Genomic DNA, 16,082 nt, shown 5'->3' on the forward strand with positions numbered 1-16,082 from the left:
CGCCTTTCTGTCTCCCCAGTGACCTCGTCCCGCTTAGGGGCGATGGAGTCGATCTCATCGATGAATATGATGGAGGGCGCATTCTCCTGCGCCTGCTTGAAAATCTCTCGCAGGCGCTCCTCCGACTCGCCGTAGAACTTGCTCATGATCTCCGGCCCGCCGATGGAGATGAAGTTGGCGTTGGTCTCACCCGCCACCGCCTTGGCCAGGAGCGTCTTGCCCGTGCCAGGGGGGCCGTGCAGCAGCACCCCTTTGGGAGCCTCGACGCCCAAACGCTCGAAGAGCTCTGGGTGCCTCAGCGGCAGCTCGATCATCTCCCTTACCTTCTTCACCTCCTCGCTCAATCCGCCAATGTCCTCATACGTGATGTGAGGTATACGGGCCTGAGTCTCCTTAACCGGCTTGTCGCTTATCTTGACCTCGGTGTTCCTGCTCACCAGCACCGCATCGGCGCTGGGGGAATAGGAGACCACCACCAGGTCAATTCGCCTCCCCATCACATTAATCTCGATGACATCGCCCCGCGTGACCGCGCGCCCCTCAAGCGATTGGCTGAGGTACTCCTCGCCGCCCATGATGCGGAGCTGCTCGGTAGGGGCGAAGGTTATCTTCTGCGCTTCCTTGACGACCACCTTTCGGATGGCCACTTTCTCGTCTATGCTGGTCTCGGCATTGCGGCGGATGGTTCCATCTATGCGGATCAGACCCCGGTTGACGTCCTCAGGGTACCCGGGCCAGACAATGGCCACAGTCCGCTTCTTGCCCTCAATCTGGACCACATCCCCCGGCGTCAACCCTAAGATTTCCATCACAGCCGGGTCTACTCTGGCGATGCCGCGGCCGGCATCTTTGGATTTCGCCTCGGCAACCTTTAGCACTTTCTCTGATGTACTCATAGCAACCTACACTTCCAAATGAGGTGAGATGAGGTAAGGCCTCACTTCACCTCGACTCTCTTTCTCGTCTCTTTCCTCTCTTCCTTCTTCTTGCCTACGCTAAGCTTCAGCACTCCGTCCTCCAGCTTGGCCTCGACCGCGTTCTCGTCCGCGTCCTCCGGGAGTGCGAGTCGGCGGTGGAAGCTGAAGTATCCGCGCTCCTTACGGATGTAACCTTTCCTCTCCTCCTCGCTCTCCTGCTGCTTCTTGGCGGAGATGTCAATCATGCCGTCTCCCACCAGGACATTGACGTCCTCCTTGGATAGGCCTGGCAGGTCAGCCATGATCACATATTTGTCCTCCTCCTCCTTCACGTCTACAGCAGGGAACCTAGGTGGAGAGGTGAGAATTGACGGCCATAGTGGATAGTCGAATTCCTCGCTGAACTCCTCCATCATCCGCTCCATCTCTCGAAGTAACGCAGACGGTCCGAACAGCCGGCCAGGGGCCATTGAGCCGAAGAACCTAGCTGGCAGCCAGTTCCTGTTCTTGTCCTCAGCCATATCTCCTCACCTCCTTCATTTGATGTTAACCGCTAGTTAACAACTAGCGAATATAGATTGTATGTTCTTCTATATAAAGTTATCTCTTCTCACCCCTCATCGCCTTTTGAACGCCCTCGGCATAGTCAAGCATCCTTCTTGCCATCCTCTCCATGTTTTTCTGTAGTTTGGGCAGGTCCTCTTTGAGGTTCTCGGCGATGGAATCGACCACGCTCTGCATCTCCTTGGTGAACTCCTTGGCCTTGGGAGGCATGGATTGTAAAGCCTCCTCCCCCATCTTGCCCACTTTGTTAGCAGCCTTCTCTATTTCATTCCCTATCATGTTCAAGAGTCGTATCAGCTCCTTAGCGTACTTCTCGGAGCTGCTCTCCTCCCTTTCCGTCATTCGATCCTCCTCCATCTCCTGTAGACCGCTCCTGCAATCCTCTAATAGTGTGCTCCACGAAATCGTCCCTGAGGCCCAACTCCTCTGCTATCTGCCTGGGCGACATGTCTGGATTCTGGACATACTCATAGATGACCTTGCGCACCTGATAATCATCTATGCTTCCCTCTATGGTGCTCGCCGCCTCCTCCAGGATCTCTTCCTTCTTCGCGATGAGGCTTTCCCGCTGGCGCTGTAGCTCCTTCAATTGAGCGTCTATCTCAGCCACTGAGGACCTGAGCTCGGCCACCTTTTTCCCGATATGACGCAGATCTGCCTTCTGCGGCATCCTCTGCGGACCCCTCGGTCCCTTCATGGCTTCCATGGCCAACTTCACAAAAGTGGTATCGAAGAGACCGGGCCCGAAATCCACGATAATGGTGAACTTGGTAGTGGGAACGTAGATCTTGCGCGTTGGCCCGCCTTGGTCGCTCTCCTCAGGGTACGAGCGAACCAGGCTATAATCCTCTAGGACCTTCAGGTGCTTCATGATAGCTTGCTGGCTCAGTCCCAGCTCGCGAGAGAGCTGCAGAGGATAGTGCGGCTCCCTGACCAACGCCTCAAGGATTCTTCGCCTGGTCGGGTTCTCGATCACAGAGAGCAGTATATCGAGGTCCGATAGGTTCGTCATTTGAACACCGTTCACAACTGAAGGTTGATAACATTTAGTATTATATTCTTTATTAATCTTTCTAAAACAAAACGAAAAAGCATGAAGAGAAGTGTTATTTGAGGGGAGAAGAACCAATGCCTCGTCTGTCTTTGTCTTATTCCTTTCTTAGGTTTTCCTAGGCCACGATATTTTATATCTATTTGCTGCGGTTAGTCGGCCGGATGCCGGGGCTGCTGCAGGGAGACACGGTCATAATCACGAATCAATCGGAGGCGAGTCAGGTCTACAATCGTGGCTACTATGGCTATCCTATGAAGGGAGGCGGTCTGGAACTGGATCTGCTGGAGGCCGTCTACCTCGTGGAATCAGATAGATTGGTGGTGGAGCTAGAGGGAAAGCCTCTGACGGTGGAGGAGCTCATCCGCATCGCTTCGAGACATGTGGATGGATTCAGTACGCTCTATATCGTGTATAGGGATCTGAGGCAAAGAGGGTACATAGTCAAATCATATGAGGGGGACTTCGACTTTCGCGTTTATCCCAGGGGAGGAACACCCTCCACCGCCACTACCAAGTATTGGGTCCAGGCCGTATCGGAACGCTCTGCCTGCGTAGTACGCGCGCTTTTCGAACAAGCGGAAAGCTCTGAGAGCACCCGCAAGGAGTTGCTCTTGGCAGTGGTGGACGAGGAAGGAGACCTGACCTATTATAAGGCGTCGGTCGTCTCGCCTTCGGGCAACCTTAGCGATCTACCTTCTCTTAAGGCGGAAGGCTTTCTTTTGGAGGATAGGGTACTGGTGACCGATCCAGAGATGGTGGAGGAGCTTTACTCCAAAGGATTCTATGGAAAGCGCATCGGAAAGACGTTACAGCTCTCTCTGATAGAAACCGCGTATCTCATGGCCAAGGGCATAATGCGTACAGAGTACTCTTATTCTGGTAAAAATATGACCTTGAGCGCTTTCCGCAAGCGCGCCTTACTGATACAGCCAGACTTCGAACTCCGGTTTAGAGCCTACGAAGATCTTAGGAAGCGCGGTCTGGTGGTCAAGACAGGATTCAAGTATGGCTCTCACTTCCGCGTATACGATGGCGATCCTGAGGCTCATCATTCTAGATATTTAGTGCATGCGGTGCCCTGGGACTACGCCACGATCTGGCCAGAGATGTCCAGGGCCGTGAGATTGGCGCACGGAGTCAAGAAGGACATCCTTTTCGCTCGCATCACCAAACGCAAGGTCGATTATCTACGCCTGCGTAGGGTAAGGCCGTGATCAACCCTTGGCCTTCTTGGCCCTTTTTCTCTTCTCTTTCACGGCCAAAGACTCATACATTATCATCGCTTGCGTACGACCATAGGCATCCAGCTCTACCGCTTTGGCCAGGATCTTCCTCACCTCCTCCTTAGGAGCCTTGGATTTTAGCATCCTTTCCGCCTCCTCTACTAGCGAGAGAGCCTTTATCCAACCGACATCATTGACGTTCTTCTTATCTGTAGCCAGGACTTCCTCGACCAATTTTAGAGCCTCTGTCCTTTCTCCTTTATCGAATGCTTCCAGTGCTTTCTTGGCCGTCTGCTTCACCTTGATAGCGTCTTTTAGAGCACCGGCGCCCGCAGCGTCCTTGGGGTCCAATCGCAGAGCAGCCTCCAGCACCTCCATTGCTTCTTTCTCCCTTCCCTCGTTGTTGAGGATGTTAGCCATCTTTACCATGAAGTTGGCGCGCTTACGGTCGAACTCAGTATAATGTATGGCCATACGATAGGCTTCCAATGCTTTGTCGGTCTGCCCATCTTTAAGATAAGCCTCGCCTAAGCGAGCGAATCGCACCGATCTGGCCTCAGGTCTCGCCTCTTCCTGTGTTTGCTCTAGCAGGGCGGCTATGCTCTTCTTAACCACCTCTGAACTCTCCACCAACGTGCCGCAGCTGGGGCATTTCTCCACCATACCTGGGAGAGAGGCGTTACAGTTGGCGCAGAAGCGAGGGAGTCTCGTGCCGCATTGCGGGCATTGCACCCAATCCTTCTCCACGATCTCATGACAGGTGGGGCACTCAGAAGCGGTCTTCACCGAGGTCCCTCCGAGCTTCTTCATAGAAGCTTTTACCTCCTCCTCTGTTGGCATGAAGAGCCTCTTGAACGCTAATAGAAGGATCAATACGATCACTTCAGCGATGATCATCGCCGTGCAGGCCCAAGCTATCTGGATTACGATTTCGTCCTTGGGATTGCTCATCTTATTGTAGGTGTTGAAGGCTGTAAGAGCAGTAAAGGTCTTTAGTAGCGCGGAGAGCAAGGTTAGGATTACGGCATTCCGCCACGCCCCTTGTTCAATCCTATAAATAGGCTTGACCATGGCAGCCTCGAAGCCACCAGCAATGACCATGAACAGCACAAAAAGAAGACCTTGCAGAGCACCATAGGCGTAATTCGCCCGCAGCAGGAAAATGTAGATGGAGGAGAAGATCAGTACAAGGCCGCCGATGAGCATCACCAGGGCGGCTGGCTTGAAAAGATGCCTAGCGCTAGACAACTGCCACACCTGCTGCTGGATGAAGTCGCTTCAATAAAATGATTTCGTAGGCCCGGAATTCCGGGCCAAAATACCACGCTTAGAGCTGAATTTCGATGCCCAGTTTTTCCGTGAGCTCTTTGTAGCGATTGCGGATGGTCACCTCGGTCACACCCGCTATATCGGCCACTTCGCGCTGGGTCCGGCGCTCATTGCAAAGTATGGAGGCGATGTAGATGGCGGCGGCCGCCACTCCAGTAGGGCCTCTACCTGAAGTCAGCTCCTTCTTGCTCGCGTCTTTGAGTATCTCTGCAGCTTTGGCCTGCACCTCACCACTCAATTTAAGCTCCGAGCAAAATCTCTGCACGTAGTCCTGCGGGCGGGTGGGCATGAGTTTGAGCTTGAGCTCCCGGGTCATGAATCTATAAGTCCTTCCGATCTCCTTCCGGCCCACGCGCGAGGAGTTGGCCACCTCGTCCAAGGTCCGAGGGACGTTGCACTGCCTGCAGGCAGCGTACAGGGAAGCGGCCACCACACCCTCAATGCTCCTTCCTCGTATAAGGTTCTTGTTCACCGCTTTCCTGTAGACCATGGCTGCGGTCTCACGCACGTTCCTTGGAAGACCCATGGCGGAGGCCATTCTGTCCAATTCGCTCAAGGCGAAAGCCAAGTTGCGCTCTGTGGCATTGGATACGCGTATGCGGCGCTGCCACTTCCTCAAACGGTAGAGCTGCGCTCGATTGCGGGTGGGGATACTCTTGCCATACGAGTCCTTGTTCTTCCAGGATATCTCCGTGGAGAGGCCTTTATCGTGGATGGTATAGGTCATGGGTGCCCCCGTCCTAGCGCGCTTCTCCCCTTGCTCTACGTCGAACGCCCTCCACTCAGGCCCCTGATCGATAAATTGATCATCGATGACCAAGCCACACTCCTCGCAAATTAGTTCGCCGCGCTCGTAATCGCGGACCAGATGCCCGCTGTTGCATTCCGGGCAACGCTCGACCTCATCGGCCCCTTCTTTTACCGCCTTTGCCAAATTCATCTACCCCCTCTACATAGACCTGCATTCCCATGGCAGACAGCAGGCTCTTATGATTGGTGAGCTCGACCGAAACGTAGGGCGACGACACAGGCCCGAAGATTCGGCCCACGCGTCCCAACGGTCTTTTACGATTGTCAAATACCGTCTCCTTCGGTCGAGGAGCGAAGCTTGCCCTAACAATGAGCTTTCCTTCAGAAGTAATTTCATTGACCTCTCCAAGAAACCTCATAGTTAGGACCCTTCACACACCCGAACAATCTGCCCTCAATGATGTTAATAATATTTAAAGATTTAGTATGTCTTTATAGTCTATCTAGAATCTCTTTATAGTCTTTTTGGGTTTGTATTAATATAGGATTTGGTCAACATTCGACATTTTAAATGAAAGGGGCATGGGCCCCTCAGCAAACGATTATTGGGCTTGAGTCCTGATTACCCTTTCGTGCAGATCTCAAAAGAGCATCCTAGATACAAGTCTCTCGTCACACGGGAGATGATGGCGCAAAAGGTAAAGGAGGGAATAGTGGCACCCGCTGGACTAATAGCGCATGGGCGGGGAGAGGCCTTCGATTATCTGCTTGGTGAGCGGACCACCGAAAATGCCAGAAAAGCTGAGGCAGCGGCCGCGGCATTAATGCTGGAGGCCAGAAAGCCAGTGATCTCAGTTAACGGGAACGCTGCTGCGCTCTGTGCTGATGGAATCGTCAATTTGGCGCAGGCGGTGCGCGCACGTGTGGAGGTCAACCTCTTTCATCGGACCCCTGAAAGAGTGGAAAAGGTAATCTCTGTGTTAGAGGCCGCAGGGGCCCGCGAAGTATTAGGGCGCACACCCGACGCAGCTCTGCCTGGCATTGCCTCGGAGCGGGCATTATGTTGTCGGGATGGTATCTATTCTGCTGACGCGGTACTGGTCCCATTGGAGGATGGGGATAGGGCCGAGGCTCTGGTGAGAGCGGGCAAGAAGGTCATAGCTATCGATTTAAATCCCCTGTCCCGGACTGCTAGGGCAGCGCACATAACCATAGTTGACGAGCTGACCCGCGCCATACCTTCGATAAATTCCCTCGTGCCTGAGATGAAAAGAAATTCAGAGAAAAGAATGGCCCTGCTCAATTCCTTCGACAACGCGAAAAACCTGGAAGAGGCGATGGCCATAATGTGCGCCAACCTGAGAGCCGCGGGAGGAGGCAAAGAATAAACTAGAAGCTCTAGATGTCGAGGGGATCAGATGGACGAGGAATTGCTGGTCAGAGGGATGCGCCGCCTGGAATGGGCAGAGGCGCATATGGGAGTTTTGGCCGAGGTGGGTAAGCGCCTGGCGAAAGAACGGGTGATGGAAGGGGTAAAGATAGGTATGGCTTTACATGTGGAGGCCAAGACGGGAATGCTGGCCATTACTTTAATGCGCGCCGGGGCCAAGGTCCGATTGGCTTCCTGCAATCCTCTTTCCACTGATGACTCGGTAGCCGCGGCGCTTAAGGAAAAGTACGGCATCGAGACATACGCCAAGAAATGGGAGACTACCGATGAGTACTATGAGAATTTAAATCGAGTCCTGGACATGTCTCCTGACTTCGTCGTTGATGACGGCGCTGACCTCATCACCTTGTTGCATACGCAGCGCACACGTGAATTGAAAGAAGTAAAAGGAGGGAATGAGGAGACCACCACGGGCGTGATACGCCTTCGTTCCATGGCCAAGGAGGGAAAGCTAAAATTCCCAATAATCTCAGTTAACGACGCACAAATGAAATTCCTCTTCGACAACCGTTATGGTACGGGACAATCCACCTTTGATGGTTTCATGAATGCCACTAACCTCTTGGTGGCGGGGAAAAGGCTGGTGGTGGCAGGGTATGGATGGTGCGGTAAGGGCATCGCCATGAGAGCCAAGGGATTGGGGGCAAGCGTCATCGTGACCGAGGTGGATCCCATTAAAGCCATTGAGGCTAAGCTTGATGGCTTCGAAGTGATGCCCATGATAGACGCTGCTAAGCAGGCGGATGTGATCATATCTGCCACCGGATGCAAAGATGTGGTGCGGAGAGAGCATCTAGAGGTCCTTAAAGACGGGTGCGTGCTGGGCAACTCAGGGCATTTTGACAACGAGATTTCCAGAACTGCGCTCGAAGCATATGCCGGTAAACCTCGCAGAGCAAGGGAGTTCATCGATGAGTACAGATTTCCCGATGGCCGAAGGGCCTACTTGATCGCAGAAGGACGCCTTATGAACCTGGCAGCGGGGCAGGGGCATCCGGTGGAGATAATGGATATGAGCTTCTCCATCCAAGCTTTGGCCATGGATTATCTGGTAAAGAACCATTCTAATTTAAGGCCGCAGGTCTACAACGTTCCTCGGGAGTTGGATCAAATGGTAGCCCGGTTGAAGCTTAAGGTCATGGGGGTAAGCATAGACTCCCTGACCCCGGAGCAGGAGAGATATCTCTCCAACTGGCAAGAGGGTACATGACGTTCTTCCTAACAGTATATGGTCACACGAACCTGGACTATATCCTAATTTTAGAGAGGTTCCCTGAGGTAAATACCTCGGTGAACGTGGAGGAGAAGAGGACGTACTACGGCGGCACCGCCGCCAACGTGGCTACTATCTCCGCTGCCCTAGGCACACCGACCGCTTTGTGCTCTTACGTAGGCAGCGATTTACCCACAGATTTCAGGGCACTGATGGAAAGGAAAGGTGTGGATCTGAGGGATCTAGTAGTGGTGGAAGGAGAGGCCACGCCCACCGTCTGGGTCATATCCAACCGCTCACATGATCAGATTGCCTTCGTATATCAAGGTCCTATGGGGAAGATGGATCACATGCCTCTAAGGATGAACGCGGCAGCAGAATCGGAGTGGATCCATGTAATGACTGGCAGACCTGATTATTATCTGAGGCTCATGCGTGAGATCAAGCGTTTGAAGAAGAAAGTAGCCTTCGATCCAGCTCAGGAGATACATCACGTTTGGGATGCGCCAAGGTTCCGAGAGGCGTTGGGAATGTCAGACGTATTCTTCTGTAACAAGAACGAGCTTCGCACTGCCATGAAATACACAGGTGCAACGGAACCAGAGGATCTGCTGTCCTGGGTAGACATGGTTGTAAATACGAAGGGCGCTAGCGGCTCTATTATATATTACAAATGGGACAGAATCGAGGTCCCAGCCATTCCACCTCGAAAGGTGACGGATACAACGGGTGCAGGGGATGCATTCAGGGCGGGTTTCTATGCTGGCCTGTTCAGGGGAGAGGCGCTTCGTAAATGCGCCTTATTTGGAGCAGCCGCGGCCTCCTTCATTATTGAGGAGAAAGGCTCGCTGACCAATGTGCCTTCATTCTCCGAGGTGCAGGAAAGGGCAGCCTCTTTCATGTAGGATAGATATACTGGAACACATCCATGCTAAAGAAAAACAAGCTGCTGGACACGCTCAGGTTATTACAGAAAGCTTTATTTGAGAAAAAGCCGTAACCCGTCGCAGGTGAACGCATGGCGGTGGGTTTCGTACTGATAAGCACAGCGCCTGCGAAGGAGCATGAGGTCTACAATGAACTCCTGAAAGTAAAGGAGGTGGTGGAACTTCATCCTCTCTTCGGGGAGTACGATCTTATCGCCAAGATTGAGGCCGACGACTTCAACCTGCTGGGGCAGGTGGTCGTGGACAAGATACGCTCGATACCGGGCGTGGTCGATACGAAGACGCTTACTGGAATAAAGTTCTGAGGAAAAGGTGAATTGAGATGTCTGTGATGGATTTCTTGACCGTGCTGCTGTTGACTTTTGCCCTGTTCATGCTGTTGGCAGGCATTTTCACCGCCTACTTCGGTAGTGGAAAGAGCAGGACGATCGGCATAATCCTGCTGGTGGTCGGCCTCGTGGTAGGCATCATCTGGGTATACTTGGCAGGCTTCACCGACATGGTGGAAGTAGAGCTGGGGGACGTGGTCTGGAATGCGTTCCTTTACATAATCTCCGCTGTCATCGGTGCGCTCATTGCCATAGGCCTTTTCCTGCTGGCCATAATGAAGAGCTAGAGGTGCTGGAGGAAAAACTCCTTCCCCCTAAATTCCTTTTTTCTCAATTTATCGGATCAAAATCAATCAGGCGCAAGCCTTTTATCCCTTTATAATTTGAGAGGAAAACATGCCCTCTGTCTTGGTGATGCTGGGAAGCAAGAGTGACCTGGAAGTAGGCCAGAAGGCCGTAGCCACGTTGAAAAAATTCGGTGTGGAATGCAAGATGTTAGTGGCTTCGGCGCACAGGTCCCCGGAGCGGGTGAAGCAGATCGTCGAAAGCTCTGATGCGGATGTGTTCATCGCCGTGGCAGGGGTTGCAGCGGCCTTGCCGGGGGTCATTGCCTCGTTGACCATCAAACCAGTCATAGGGGTCCCAGTTAGCGGAAAAGTCAACTTAGATGCCATCCTCTCCATAGTACAGATGCCTCCTGGAATCCCTGTGGCCACAGTAGGCTTGGACAGGGGGGAGAACGCCGCCCTGCTGGCCTTGGAAATATTGGCCATCAAGGACTCGAAAATAGCCGCCACACTCCAGGCATATCGAAAGGAGATGGCGCAGCAGGTGGAAAAGGATTCCCAAGAGGTAGAGGGCTAATGTTCGACCCTCAGAGCTTTGTCGAGGAGACGGTCCAGGAATTGAGGCGGTCCGTCTTAGGCAAGGCTATCATCGCCTGCTCGGGCGGGGTGGACAGCACGGTAGCCGCGGTCCTGGTGAGCAAGGCCATAGGTGAGCGACTGCTCACCATCTATGTGGACACCGGCCTGATGCGTAAGGGGGAGACCGAGGCAGTGGACCGAATGCTCTCTAAACTGAACGTCAACCACAAGATAGTGGACGCCTCTGACGAGTTCTTCGAGGCCTTGAAAGGTGTGGCGGACCCAGAGCGCAAGAGAAAGATCATCGGAGAGAGATTTATAAGGGTATTCGAGCGAGAGGCCCAACTCTTCCATGCCGAATATCTGGTACAGGGTACGATCGCTCCTGATTGGATCGAGAGCGGAGACTCGGTCAGAGACACTATCAAGTCACACCATAACGTCGGTGGTCTGCCTCAAGATATGAAGTTAAAGCTGGTGGAACCGTTGCGGGACCTCTACAAGGATGAGGTGCGTAAGTTAGCCCGCTATCTAGGGGTCGAAGTCTCGGAGAGGCAGCCATTCCCAGGGCCTGCGCTGGCCATTAGGATTATGGGGCCAGTGACGCGCGAGGCCGTGGAGATCGTGCGCAAGGCGTGCGATATCGTGGAGCAGGAAATGGAAAAGGCCGCCAAAGAGGGCAAAATGGAGCTGCCGTGGCAGTACTTCGCTGTGCTTCTGCCAGTGCAGTCTGTGGGCGTCCATGGCGATAACCGCGTCTATGGCAAGACCATTGCCATCCGCGCGGTGCAGAGCATCGACGGGATGAGTGCCGCTTATTCCAAGGTCCCACATGATGTATTAGAGCGCATATCCACCAGGATTACCAACGAGATGAAGGAGAGCGTGAATCGAGTGGTCTATGACATCACCAACAAGCCTCCGGCGACCATCGAGTGGGAGTAAGACGTGGAGCTTACCCTGGCGATTATGGCATCTGGCAAAAAGATTAGACGGAGCTGGCAGGTTCAGGCTATCCTCATATCAATTTCTTAGGAACTAGCGTTAAGAGTAGCGTAGTGAGATGCGTTGTAGAAATCCACCAAGGACATCCTTCCTTTTTTCGGCTTGCGCTTAGTTATCGAACCCCGCCAATAGCAATTGAATCTCGTCCGATTTCTTACTGAACCTAGCAGTCGCCATGCCTCATGGTGTCATGCAAGTTAAGTCGTCTAAGCTTCCGCACCTATCCGGGCTTCTCTATCAAAGTAGAGAAGAGAGAAACATTCTTCCCTAAAATCGCATCACATGACCGTGCTCTACAACTTTCTTAAATCTAAGCCCATATTTGCAAAGGCCTTCTATAACGCCGATATGCGAAAAGCCGTTACTGCCCCCAGGACGTCAAAGGGGCTGAGCGGACCAGTTGCATTGACTTTGTCCCTTAGCAAGTATGCGAAAGCGCAAAAGAATATCATCTGAGCATCAATACCATTTAAGCTGATTTTTTTCATGATAAAGAAGGCGAGGAATGACATGAAGGATAGCTTTCAGCAGCTCCATGTAAGCACATGAGCTAGCGACAACACTATCTCAATAGGGAGGCGCATCCAACGCAAAACGTTAGCTAGAAAAAAGGGTAACAATACATGAAGCAATGGTCTCTAAGGTCCCTTTTTCCGCAGGAGGTCCAAGAACTCGTCCCAATTTGAGATCTTCGCGTGAGGGGTGATATCATCATCATGAGTGTAGAAATTCGACTCCTTCAGAATAGCGGTCATGCCCACATTCAACGCTCCCAATATGTCCGCCTGCAAGTTATTACCCACGAATATCGCCTCTGAGGCACTGGCCCCAAGATTAGAGAGCGCTATCTTGAAAATCTTAGGATGGGGCTTGCGTAGACCCACATCGGTGGAGAAGACCATGTCATCGAAATATTGGTCCAGACGGTAATGTCTCATGTCCCTCTGGGGGAAGTATGAAGGGAGGCCCCAAGCTACGTCCGATACCAGGCCGATGGAGTAGCCGCTATCCTTTACGAATTGGAGCATCTCCTGTGTTCCAGGTATCTCTTCTCTGTGCTCTAGGAGAACAGCGTAGAACTCCTCCAGCGATTGCTGCATAAGCTCATCATCGCCCGAAACGCCGTATCTCTTGAAGCACTTATCCAAGACATCTGTCAGAGGTATCTCCACATGCTTCTCCAACTTTAACTTCCTTCCCTGCTCGAGGAGTTCTAGCAAATATCTTGCTACCTCTTCCCAGTCTACGCCTTGAGGTGAAGCTGCGTCTACCCTCCTCGCTACCTCGGTCACGGCTCGCTTCTCTGGCTCTCTCCAATCATTATGGTAGCTGATTAATGTATGGCCAAGGTCAAAGAGGACCGCTTTCATCGTATCCTGGTCAGTAATGCGTGGCACATAAATCTTGTGCATTATCGTATTAACGATACTTCTACGCATCCCCTGAGGCAACAATGATTAATTAGCGCAGCAGGGATTCAAGACCGCATATGAAGGTATACGTTGTCGACAACGGCGGGCAGTGGACGCACCGCGAATGGCGTGTACTCAAGTACTTGAAGGTAGAGACGAAGATAATCCCTAATACCACACCCTTTGAAGAGCTGGAGGATGTCGATGCCCTGGTTCTATCCGGGGGGGCTCCACGCGTGGCCGTGGAATCGGCGCGCATGGGCAATAACGGTGAGTATCTCGAAAAGGCTCACTTTCCTATTTTAGGCATTTGTGCGGGAATGCAATTTATGGCGCTCCATTTCGGTGGCGCTACCGCTCCCGCAAAAGTGCCAGAGTTCGGAAAAACCACGCTTTATGTGGACGAAGAGGATGAACTGTTCCTGGGGCTTCCCAGAAGCTTTACTGTTTGGGAGTCGCACAATGATGAGGTCTCTCTGCTTCCTCCAGGGTTCAGAATTCTAGCTCATTCTGACAATTGCAAGATCGAGGCCTTCCGCATGGAATCACGGCCGTTTTATGGTCTGCAATTCCATCCTGAGGTGGAGAACACCGAGTATGGCTATGAAATCTTCAGGAACTTCCTTAAGGTGGTGGAGGTGGAGGGCAAAAGATGAGGGCGGAGGAGAGAACGGCTCTATTGGACGCCGTAAGAAAGAAGAGAAGGGATGATACCTTCGAGAACTCGTTGGCCAGGCAGGTGAAGAATCAGGGCTTGGGGTATGAGGATTATATCCGCCTTATCGCCGACGTCAGGGAGGTGGCGAGGAAAAAAGCATTAAGGTTGGAGAGAGCGGCAGAAATTCTGGCATCAGAAGAATAAGATAAAGAAAATCAAAGCCATTATCATGAGTGCCATGAGAATCATGGCCAGCAGGGCAGCTCTGCTTCCAGAGCCGAATATTATCGGTATCGGGCCGAGGAGCACGATTCCCCCGAAGCCTTTCTCTTCTAATGCACCCTTTTCACTTGTTTCCACCGCATCCCTAGAGATGCGCTCGTCTCCTCCTGGCCATGCACTGAGAAAGAGACTTATGAAACCAGAAAAAATTAGTAGAATGGCCAAAGCCCCCAACCAAGATGATGCCCTTATATATGGGAATATGAGGAGCAGACCTACTTCCGCCTCTCCCACCAACACCACGACGAAAAGCATCAGAACCCCAGCAAAAATGAGGCTGGGGCCTATTATACGCGAAACTCTCATGGTAAATCGAACTGAAGAAGGCCTATACAAGCTCTACGCATGCAAAACCATAAGAACCTCGGGCCCCTAGGAATCAGCATGCTAAGGCAGGAATTCTCACGTCCCAGAGTGGTCATCAGCAAGTGCATTGAGTTCGATCATTGCCGTTATAACGGTGATATGATCGGTAATGAGCTGGTGAGGAGGATGAAGGAATCTGGCCTAATCCAATTCATTCCAGTTTGCATGGAGTTCGAGATAGGGCTGGGCGTTCCCCGAGATCCTATAAGGGTGGTGCAGGGCAAGGGAGGGTCCAAGCGATTAATACAGCCTGCGACTGGCAGAGACGTCACCGACTTGGCCTTAGGATTCTGTGAGACTTTCATGTCCTCCCTGCAAGATGTGGATGGCTTCATACTAAAATCGCGCTCTCCTTCCTGTGGCATCCGTGATGTTAAAGTCTATCCCAGAGCGGAGAATGCCGCGGCCATAGATAGGCAGGCAGGGATATTCGGGGAGGCCGCGCTAAGGCATTTTCCTGATTCTGCCATCGAGGATGAGAACAGGTTGCGGCACGTGAAGCTCGCTGAGCATTTCCTAACCAGGATCTTCGCTACTGCCTCTTGGAGGGATGTTGAGAGAGGGGGAGGGATGAGGGACGTAGTGCAGTGGCACGCCGACAACAAGCTATTGCTCATGATGTATAGCCAGAAGGAGCTAAGAGCCTTGGGAAGGCTGGTGGCAAACCATGAAGGTCTATCCCTTGAAGAATTGAAGGCAGCATATGGCAAGGGGCTGCGGCGTGCCCTAATTAAACCTCCCAGGTGCAACTCCCCCATAAACGTCCTCCAGCACTGTTTAGGGTTTTTTAGCGATCGCCTGCAAAAGGAAGAGAGGGATTTCTTCCTGCGTCAATTGGAGCTCTACCGTGATGCCAGAATACCTCTGAGCGTATGCCTGGGCATAATGAGATCATGGGTAATAAGGTTCCAAGAACCATATCTCATGAGGCAGACCTTCTTCACGCCCTTCCCCGAAGGTCTTCTGGAGATAGGCGTTACTGATTCATGCGATTGGCGCGATCTCTCGGGATGAGGTCTCGTAGCTCACCTGGCCTAAGCTTTTTAATGCGCTATCACCATCCCCCCTTCGGGTGCACTAGTGACCTCCCTTCGAGTTCTGGTGACGGAGATCCTAGGACAGCGGGATTTCAAGGTCACGGAGCGGGAAGGATTCCTGCTAGCGAAAAAGGGTGACGTGGAGGTCGCGATATGTCTGATCGGCGCGGGCGAGGAAAGTCTCCTCCCCGCGTTCCTCGACAAGTTCCGGGAATTCAAGGGCAAGCGCTTAGTGGTCAGCACAACTCCTATCCCAGAGATACCACCCGAGAAGCTGCATCGAGACTTAATAATCTGGGATAGGGAGGACTTGGAGCATGAGATCGGGCGTACCCATCTAGAGAGGCTGCTGGGAGAGCGCGATCACGGATTGGTCGATGAGCTATTGGCGGATGATTATCCTAAGATGATGACCTCAGAGGATCTGAAGAAGTTGAATGGCGCGGAGGTGGGGGAGCGCATCATCCGTCCCACGATCGACTCGCGGGATGTTAAGGAGATAGGCATGCGTACGGTGGGAGGTTATAGGCAAAGGCTGGAATTGGTCCCCTATTATGTCATCGATTACTCCTGCCCTATATACTGTGGAAATGAAGTGGTGGGGGAGGAGCAGGGGCGCCTGGCGGTGAACGCCCTCACCAGGAAGGTGGAGGTGTGGAGCGAAAAATTGGATGTAGTCT

The 16,082-nt window shown here is 52.6% G+C and carries 22 protein-coding genes; 13 read left to right on the forward strand and 9 right to left on the reverse strand.

Features of this window, described 5'->3' with window-relative positions; translation table 11 throughout:
- The 4 genes from QW520_08150 to QW520_08165 all read right to left on the reverse strand — a co-directional run.
- Window positions 1-896 (reverse strand): AAA family ATPase (locus tag QW520_08150; protein ID MEM0449774.1); only part of this gene is annotated, 896 nt, incomplete at its 3' end.
- A 41-nt stretch (window positions 897-937) separates the two neighbouring features.
- Window positions 938-1,342 carry an Hsp20/alpha crystallin family protein gene (locus QW520_08155; protein ID MEM0449775.1) on the reverse strand — a complete coding sequence of 135 codons (405 nt, stop codon included), beginning with the start codon at window positions 1,340-1,342 and terminating at the stop codon, window positions 938-940.
- A gap of 175 nt (window positions 1,343-1,517) precedes the next feature.
- On the reverse strand, window positions 1,518-1,823 hold the full coding sequence (locus tag QW520_08160; GenBank protein MEM0449776.1) for a hypothetical protein: 306 nt from the start codon (window positions 1,821-1,823) through the stop codon (window positions 1,518-1,520).
- Complete coding sequence (locus QW520_08165; GenBank protein MEM0449777.1) at window positions 1,783-2,508, reverse strand: helix-turn-helix domain-containing protein; 726 nt, start codon at window positions 2,506-2,508, stop codon at window positions 1,783-1,785. Before QW520_08165 ends, QW520_08160 begins: the two co-directional genes overlap by 41 nt.
- Window positions 2,509-2,696: 188 nt before the next feature.
- Between QW520_08165 and endA the strand changes: the two genes are divergently transcribed.
- Window positions 2,697-3,749, forward strand: coding sequence for a tRNA-intron lyase (gene endA / locus QW520_08170; GenBank protein MEM0449778.1), 1,053 nt, complete (start codon window positions 2,697-2,699; stop codon window positions 3,747-3,749).
- Here endA and QW520_08175 read toward each other — a convergent pair whose 3' ends face one another.
- The 3 genes from QW520_08175 to QW520_08185 form a co-directional block, all read right to left on the reverse strand.
- The gene (locus tag QW520_08175) at window positions 3,750-5,015 is read right to left on the reverse strand and encodes a zinc ribbon domain-containing protein (protein ID MEM0449779.1); all 1,266 of its coding nucleotides are present in this window, start codon (window positions 5,013-5,015) and stop codon (window positions 3,750-3,752) included. It abuts the gene before it with no gap.
- Window positions 5,016-5,085: 70 nt separating this feature from the next.
- Window positions 5,086-6,027: a transcription initiation factor IIB gene (locus QW520_08180; protein MEM0449780.1), complete on the reverse strand. Its 942-nt coding sequence runs from the start codon at window positions 6,025-6,027 to the stop codon at window positions 5,086-5,088.
- A complete protein-coding gene (locus tag QW520_08185; GenBank protein MEM0449781.1) occupies window positions 5,990-6,256 on the reverse strand; it encodes a Gar1/Naf1 family protein in 267 nt (88 codons plus the stop codon). Before QW520_08185 ends, QW520_08180 begins: the two co-directional genes overlap by 38 nt.
- Window positions 6,257-6,469: 213 nt before the next feature.
- Here QW520_08185 and QW520_08190 point away from each other — a divergent pair, with 213 nt between their 5' ends.
- From QW520_08190 to QW520_08225, 8 genes are all read left to right on the forward strand, one after another.
- Window positions 6,470-7,225 (forward strand): 4-phosphopantoate--beta-alanine ligase, encoded by a 756-nt coding sequence (locus QW520_08190; GenBank protein MEM0449782.1) that lies wholly within the window; start codon window positions 6,470-6,472, stop codon window positions 7,223-7,225.
- 30 nt (window positions 7,226-7,255) lie between these two features.
- The gene (locus QW520_08195; GenBank protein MEM0449783.1) at window positions 7,256-8,497 is read left to right on the forward strand and encodes an adenosylhomocysteinase; all 1,242 of its coding nucleotides are present in this window, start codon (window positions 7,256-7,258) and stop codon (window positions 8,495-8,497) included.
- Window positions 8,494-9,405, forward strand: coding sequence for a carbohydrate kinase family protein (locus QW520_08200; protein MEM0449784.1), 912 nt, complete (start codon window positions 8,494-8,496; stop codon window positions 9,403-9,405). Before QW520_08195 ends, QW520_08200 begins: the two co-directional genes overlap by 4 nt.
- A gap of 113 nt (window positions 9,406-9,518) precedes the next feature.
- The gene (locus tag QW520_08205) at window positions 9,519-9,752 is read left to right on the forward strand and encodes an Lrp/AsnC ligand binding domain-containing protein (protein MEM0449785.1); all 234 of its coding nucleotides are present in this window, start codon (window positions 9,519-9,521) and stop codon (window positions 9,750-9,752) included.
- Between the two features lie 17 nt (window positions 9,753-9,769).
- The gene (locus tag QW520_08210; protein MEM0449786.1) at window positions 9,770-10,063 is read left to right on the forward strand and encodes a hypothetical protein; all 294 of its coding nucleotides are present in this window, start codon (window positions 9,770-9,772) and stop codon (window positions 10,061-10,063) included.
- A 109-nt stretch (window positions 10,064-10,172) separates the two neighbouring features.
- A complete protein-coding gene (gene purE, locus QW520_08215; protein MEM0449787.1) occupies window positions 10,173-10,640 on the forward strand; it encodes a 5-(carboxyamino)imidazole ribonucleotide mutase in 468 nt (155 codons plus the stop codon).
- Window positions 10,640-11,587 carry a glutamine-hydrolyzing GMP synthase gene (gene guaA / locus QW520_08220; protein MEM0449788.1) on the forward strand — a complete coding sequence of 316 codons (948 nt, stop codon included), beginning with the start codon at window positions 10,640-10,642 and terminating at the stop codon, window positions 11,585-11,587. The genes purE and guaA overlap by 1 nt, the downstream gene beginning before the upstream one ends.
- A gap of 342 nt (window positions 11,588-11,929) precedes the next feature.
- On the forward strand, window positions 11,930-12,103 hold the full coding sequence (locus QW520_08225) for a hypothetical protein (protein ID MEM0449789.1): 174 nt from the start codon (window positions 11,930-11,932) through the stop codon (window positions 12,101-12,103).
- Window positions 12,104-12,285: 182 nt separating this feature from the next.
- Here QW520_08225 and QW520_08230 read toward each other — a convergent pair whose 3' ends face one another.
- On the reverse strand, window positions 12,286-13,017 hold the full coding sequence (locus tag QW520_08230) for an HAD family hydrolase (GenBank protein MEM0449790.1): 732 nt from the start codon (window positions 13,015-13,017) through the stop codon (window positions 12,286-12,288).
- 119 nt (window positions 13,018-13,136) lie between these two features.
- Between QW520_08230 and QW520_08235 the strand changes: the two genes are divergently transcribed.
- The gene (locus QW520_08235) at window positions 13,137-13,715 is read left to right on the forward strand and encodes a GMP synthase subunit A (GenBank protein ID MEM0449791.1); all 579 of its coding nucleotides are present in this window, start codon (window positions 13,137-13,139) and stop codon (window positions 13,713-13,715) included.
- Entirely contained in the window at window positions 13,712-13,921 is a 210-nt protein-coding gene (locus tag QW520_08240; protein ID MEM0449792.1) for a hypothetical protein, read from the forward strand. Before QW520_08235 ends, QW520_08240 begins: the two co-directional genes overlap by 4 nt.
- Here the strand turns inward: QW520_08240 and QW520_08245 are convergent.
- Complete coding sequence (locus QW520_08245; protein ID MEM0449793.1) at window positions 13,910-14,305, reverse strand: DUF131 domain-containing protein; 396 nt, start codon at window positions 14,303-14,305, stop codon at window positions 13,910-13,912. The genes QW520_08240 and QW520_08245 overlap by 12 nt on opposite strands.
- 78 nt (window positions 14,306-14,383) lie before the next feature.
- On the opposite strand from QW520_08245, the gene QW520_08250 reads away from it, so the two are divergent.
- Window positions 14,384-15,379 (forward strand): DUF1722 domain-containing protein, encoded by a 996-nt coding sequence (locus QW520_08250; protein ID MEM0449794.1) that lies wholly within the window; start codon window positions 14,384-14,386, stop codon window positions 15,377-15,379.
- A 66-nt stretch (window positions 15,380-15,445) separates the two neighbouring features.
- A partial coding sequence (locus QW520_08255; protein ID MEM0449795.1) for a hypothetical protein occupies window positions 15,446-16,082 on the forward strand: 637 nt, incomplete at its 3' end.

This window comes from Methanomassiliicoccales archaeon (genome assembly GCA_038740345.1).
Classification (GTDB): domain Archaea; phylum Thermoplasmatota; class Thermoplasmata; order Methanomassiliicoccales; family UBA472; genus JAJRAN01.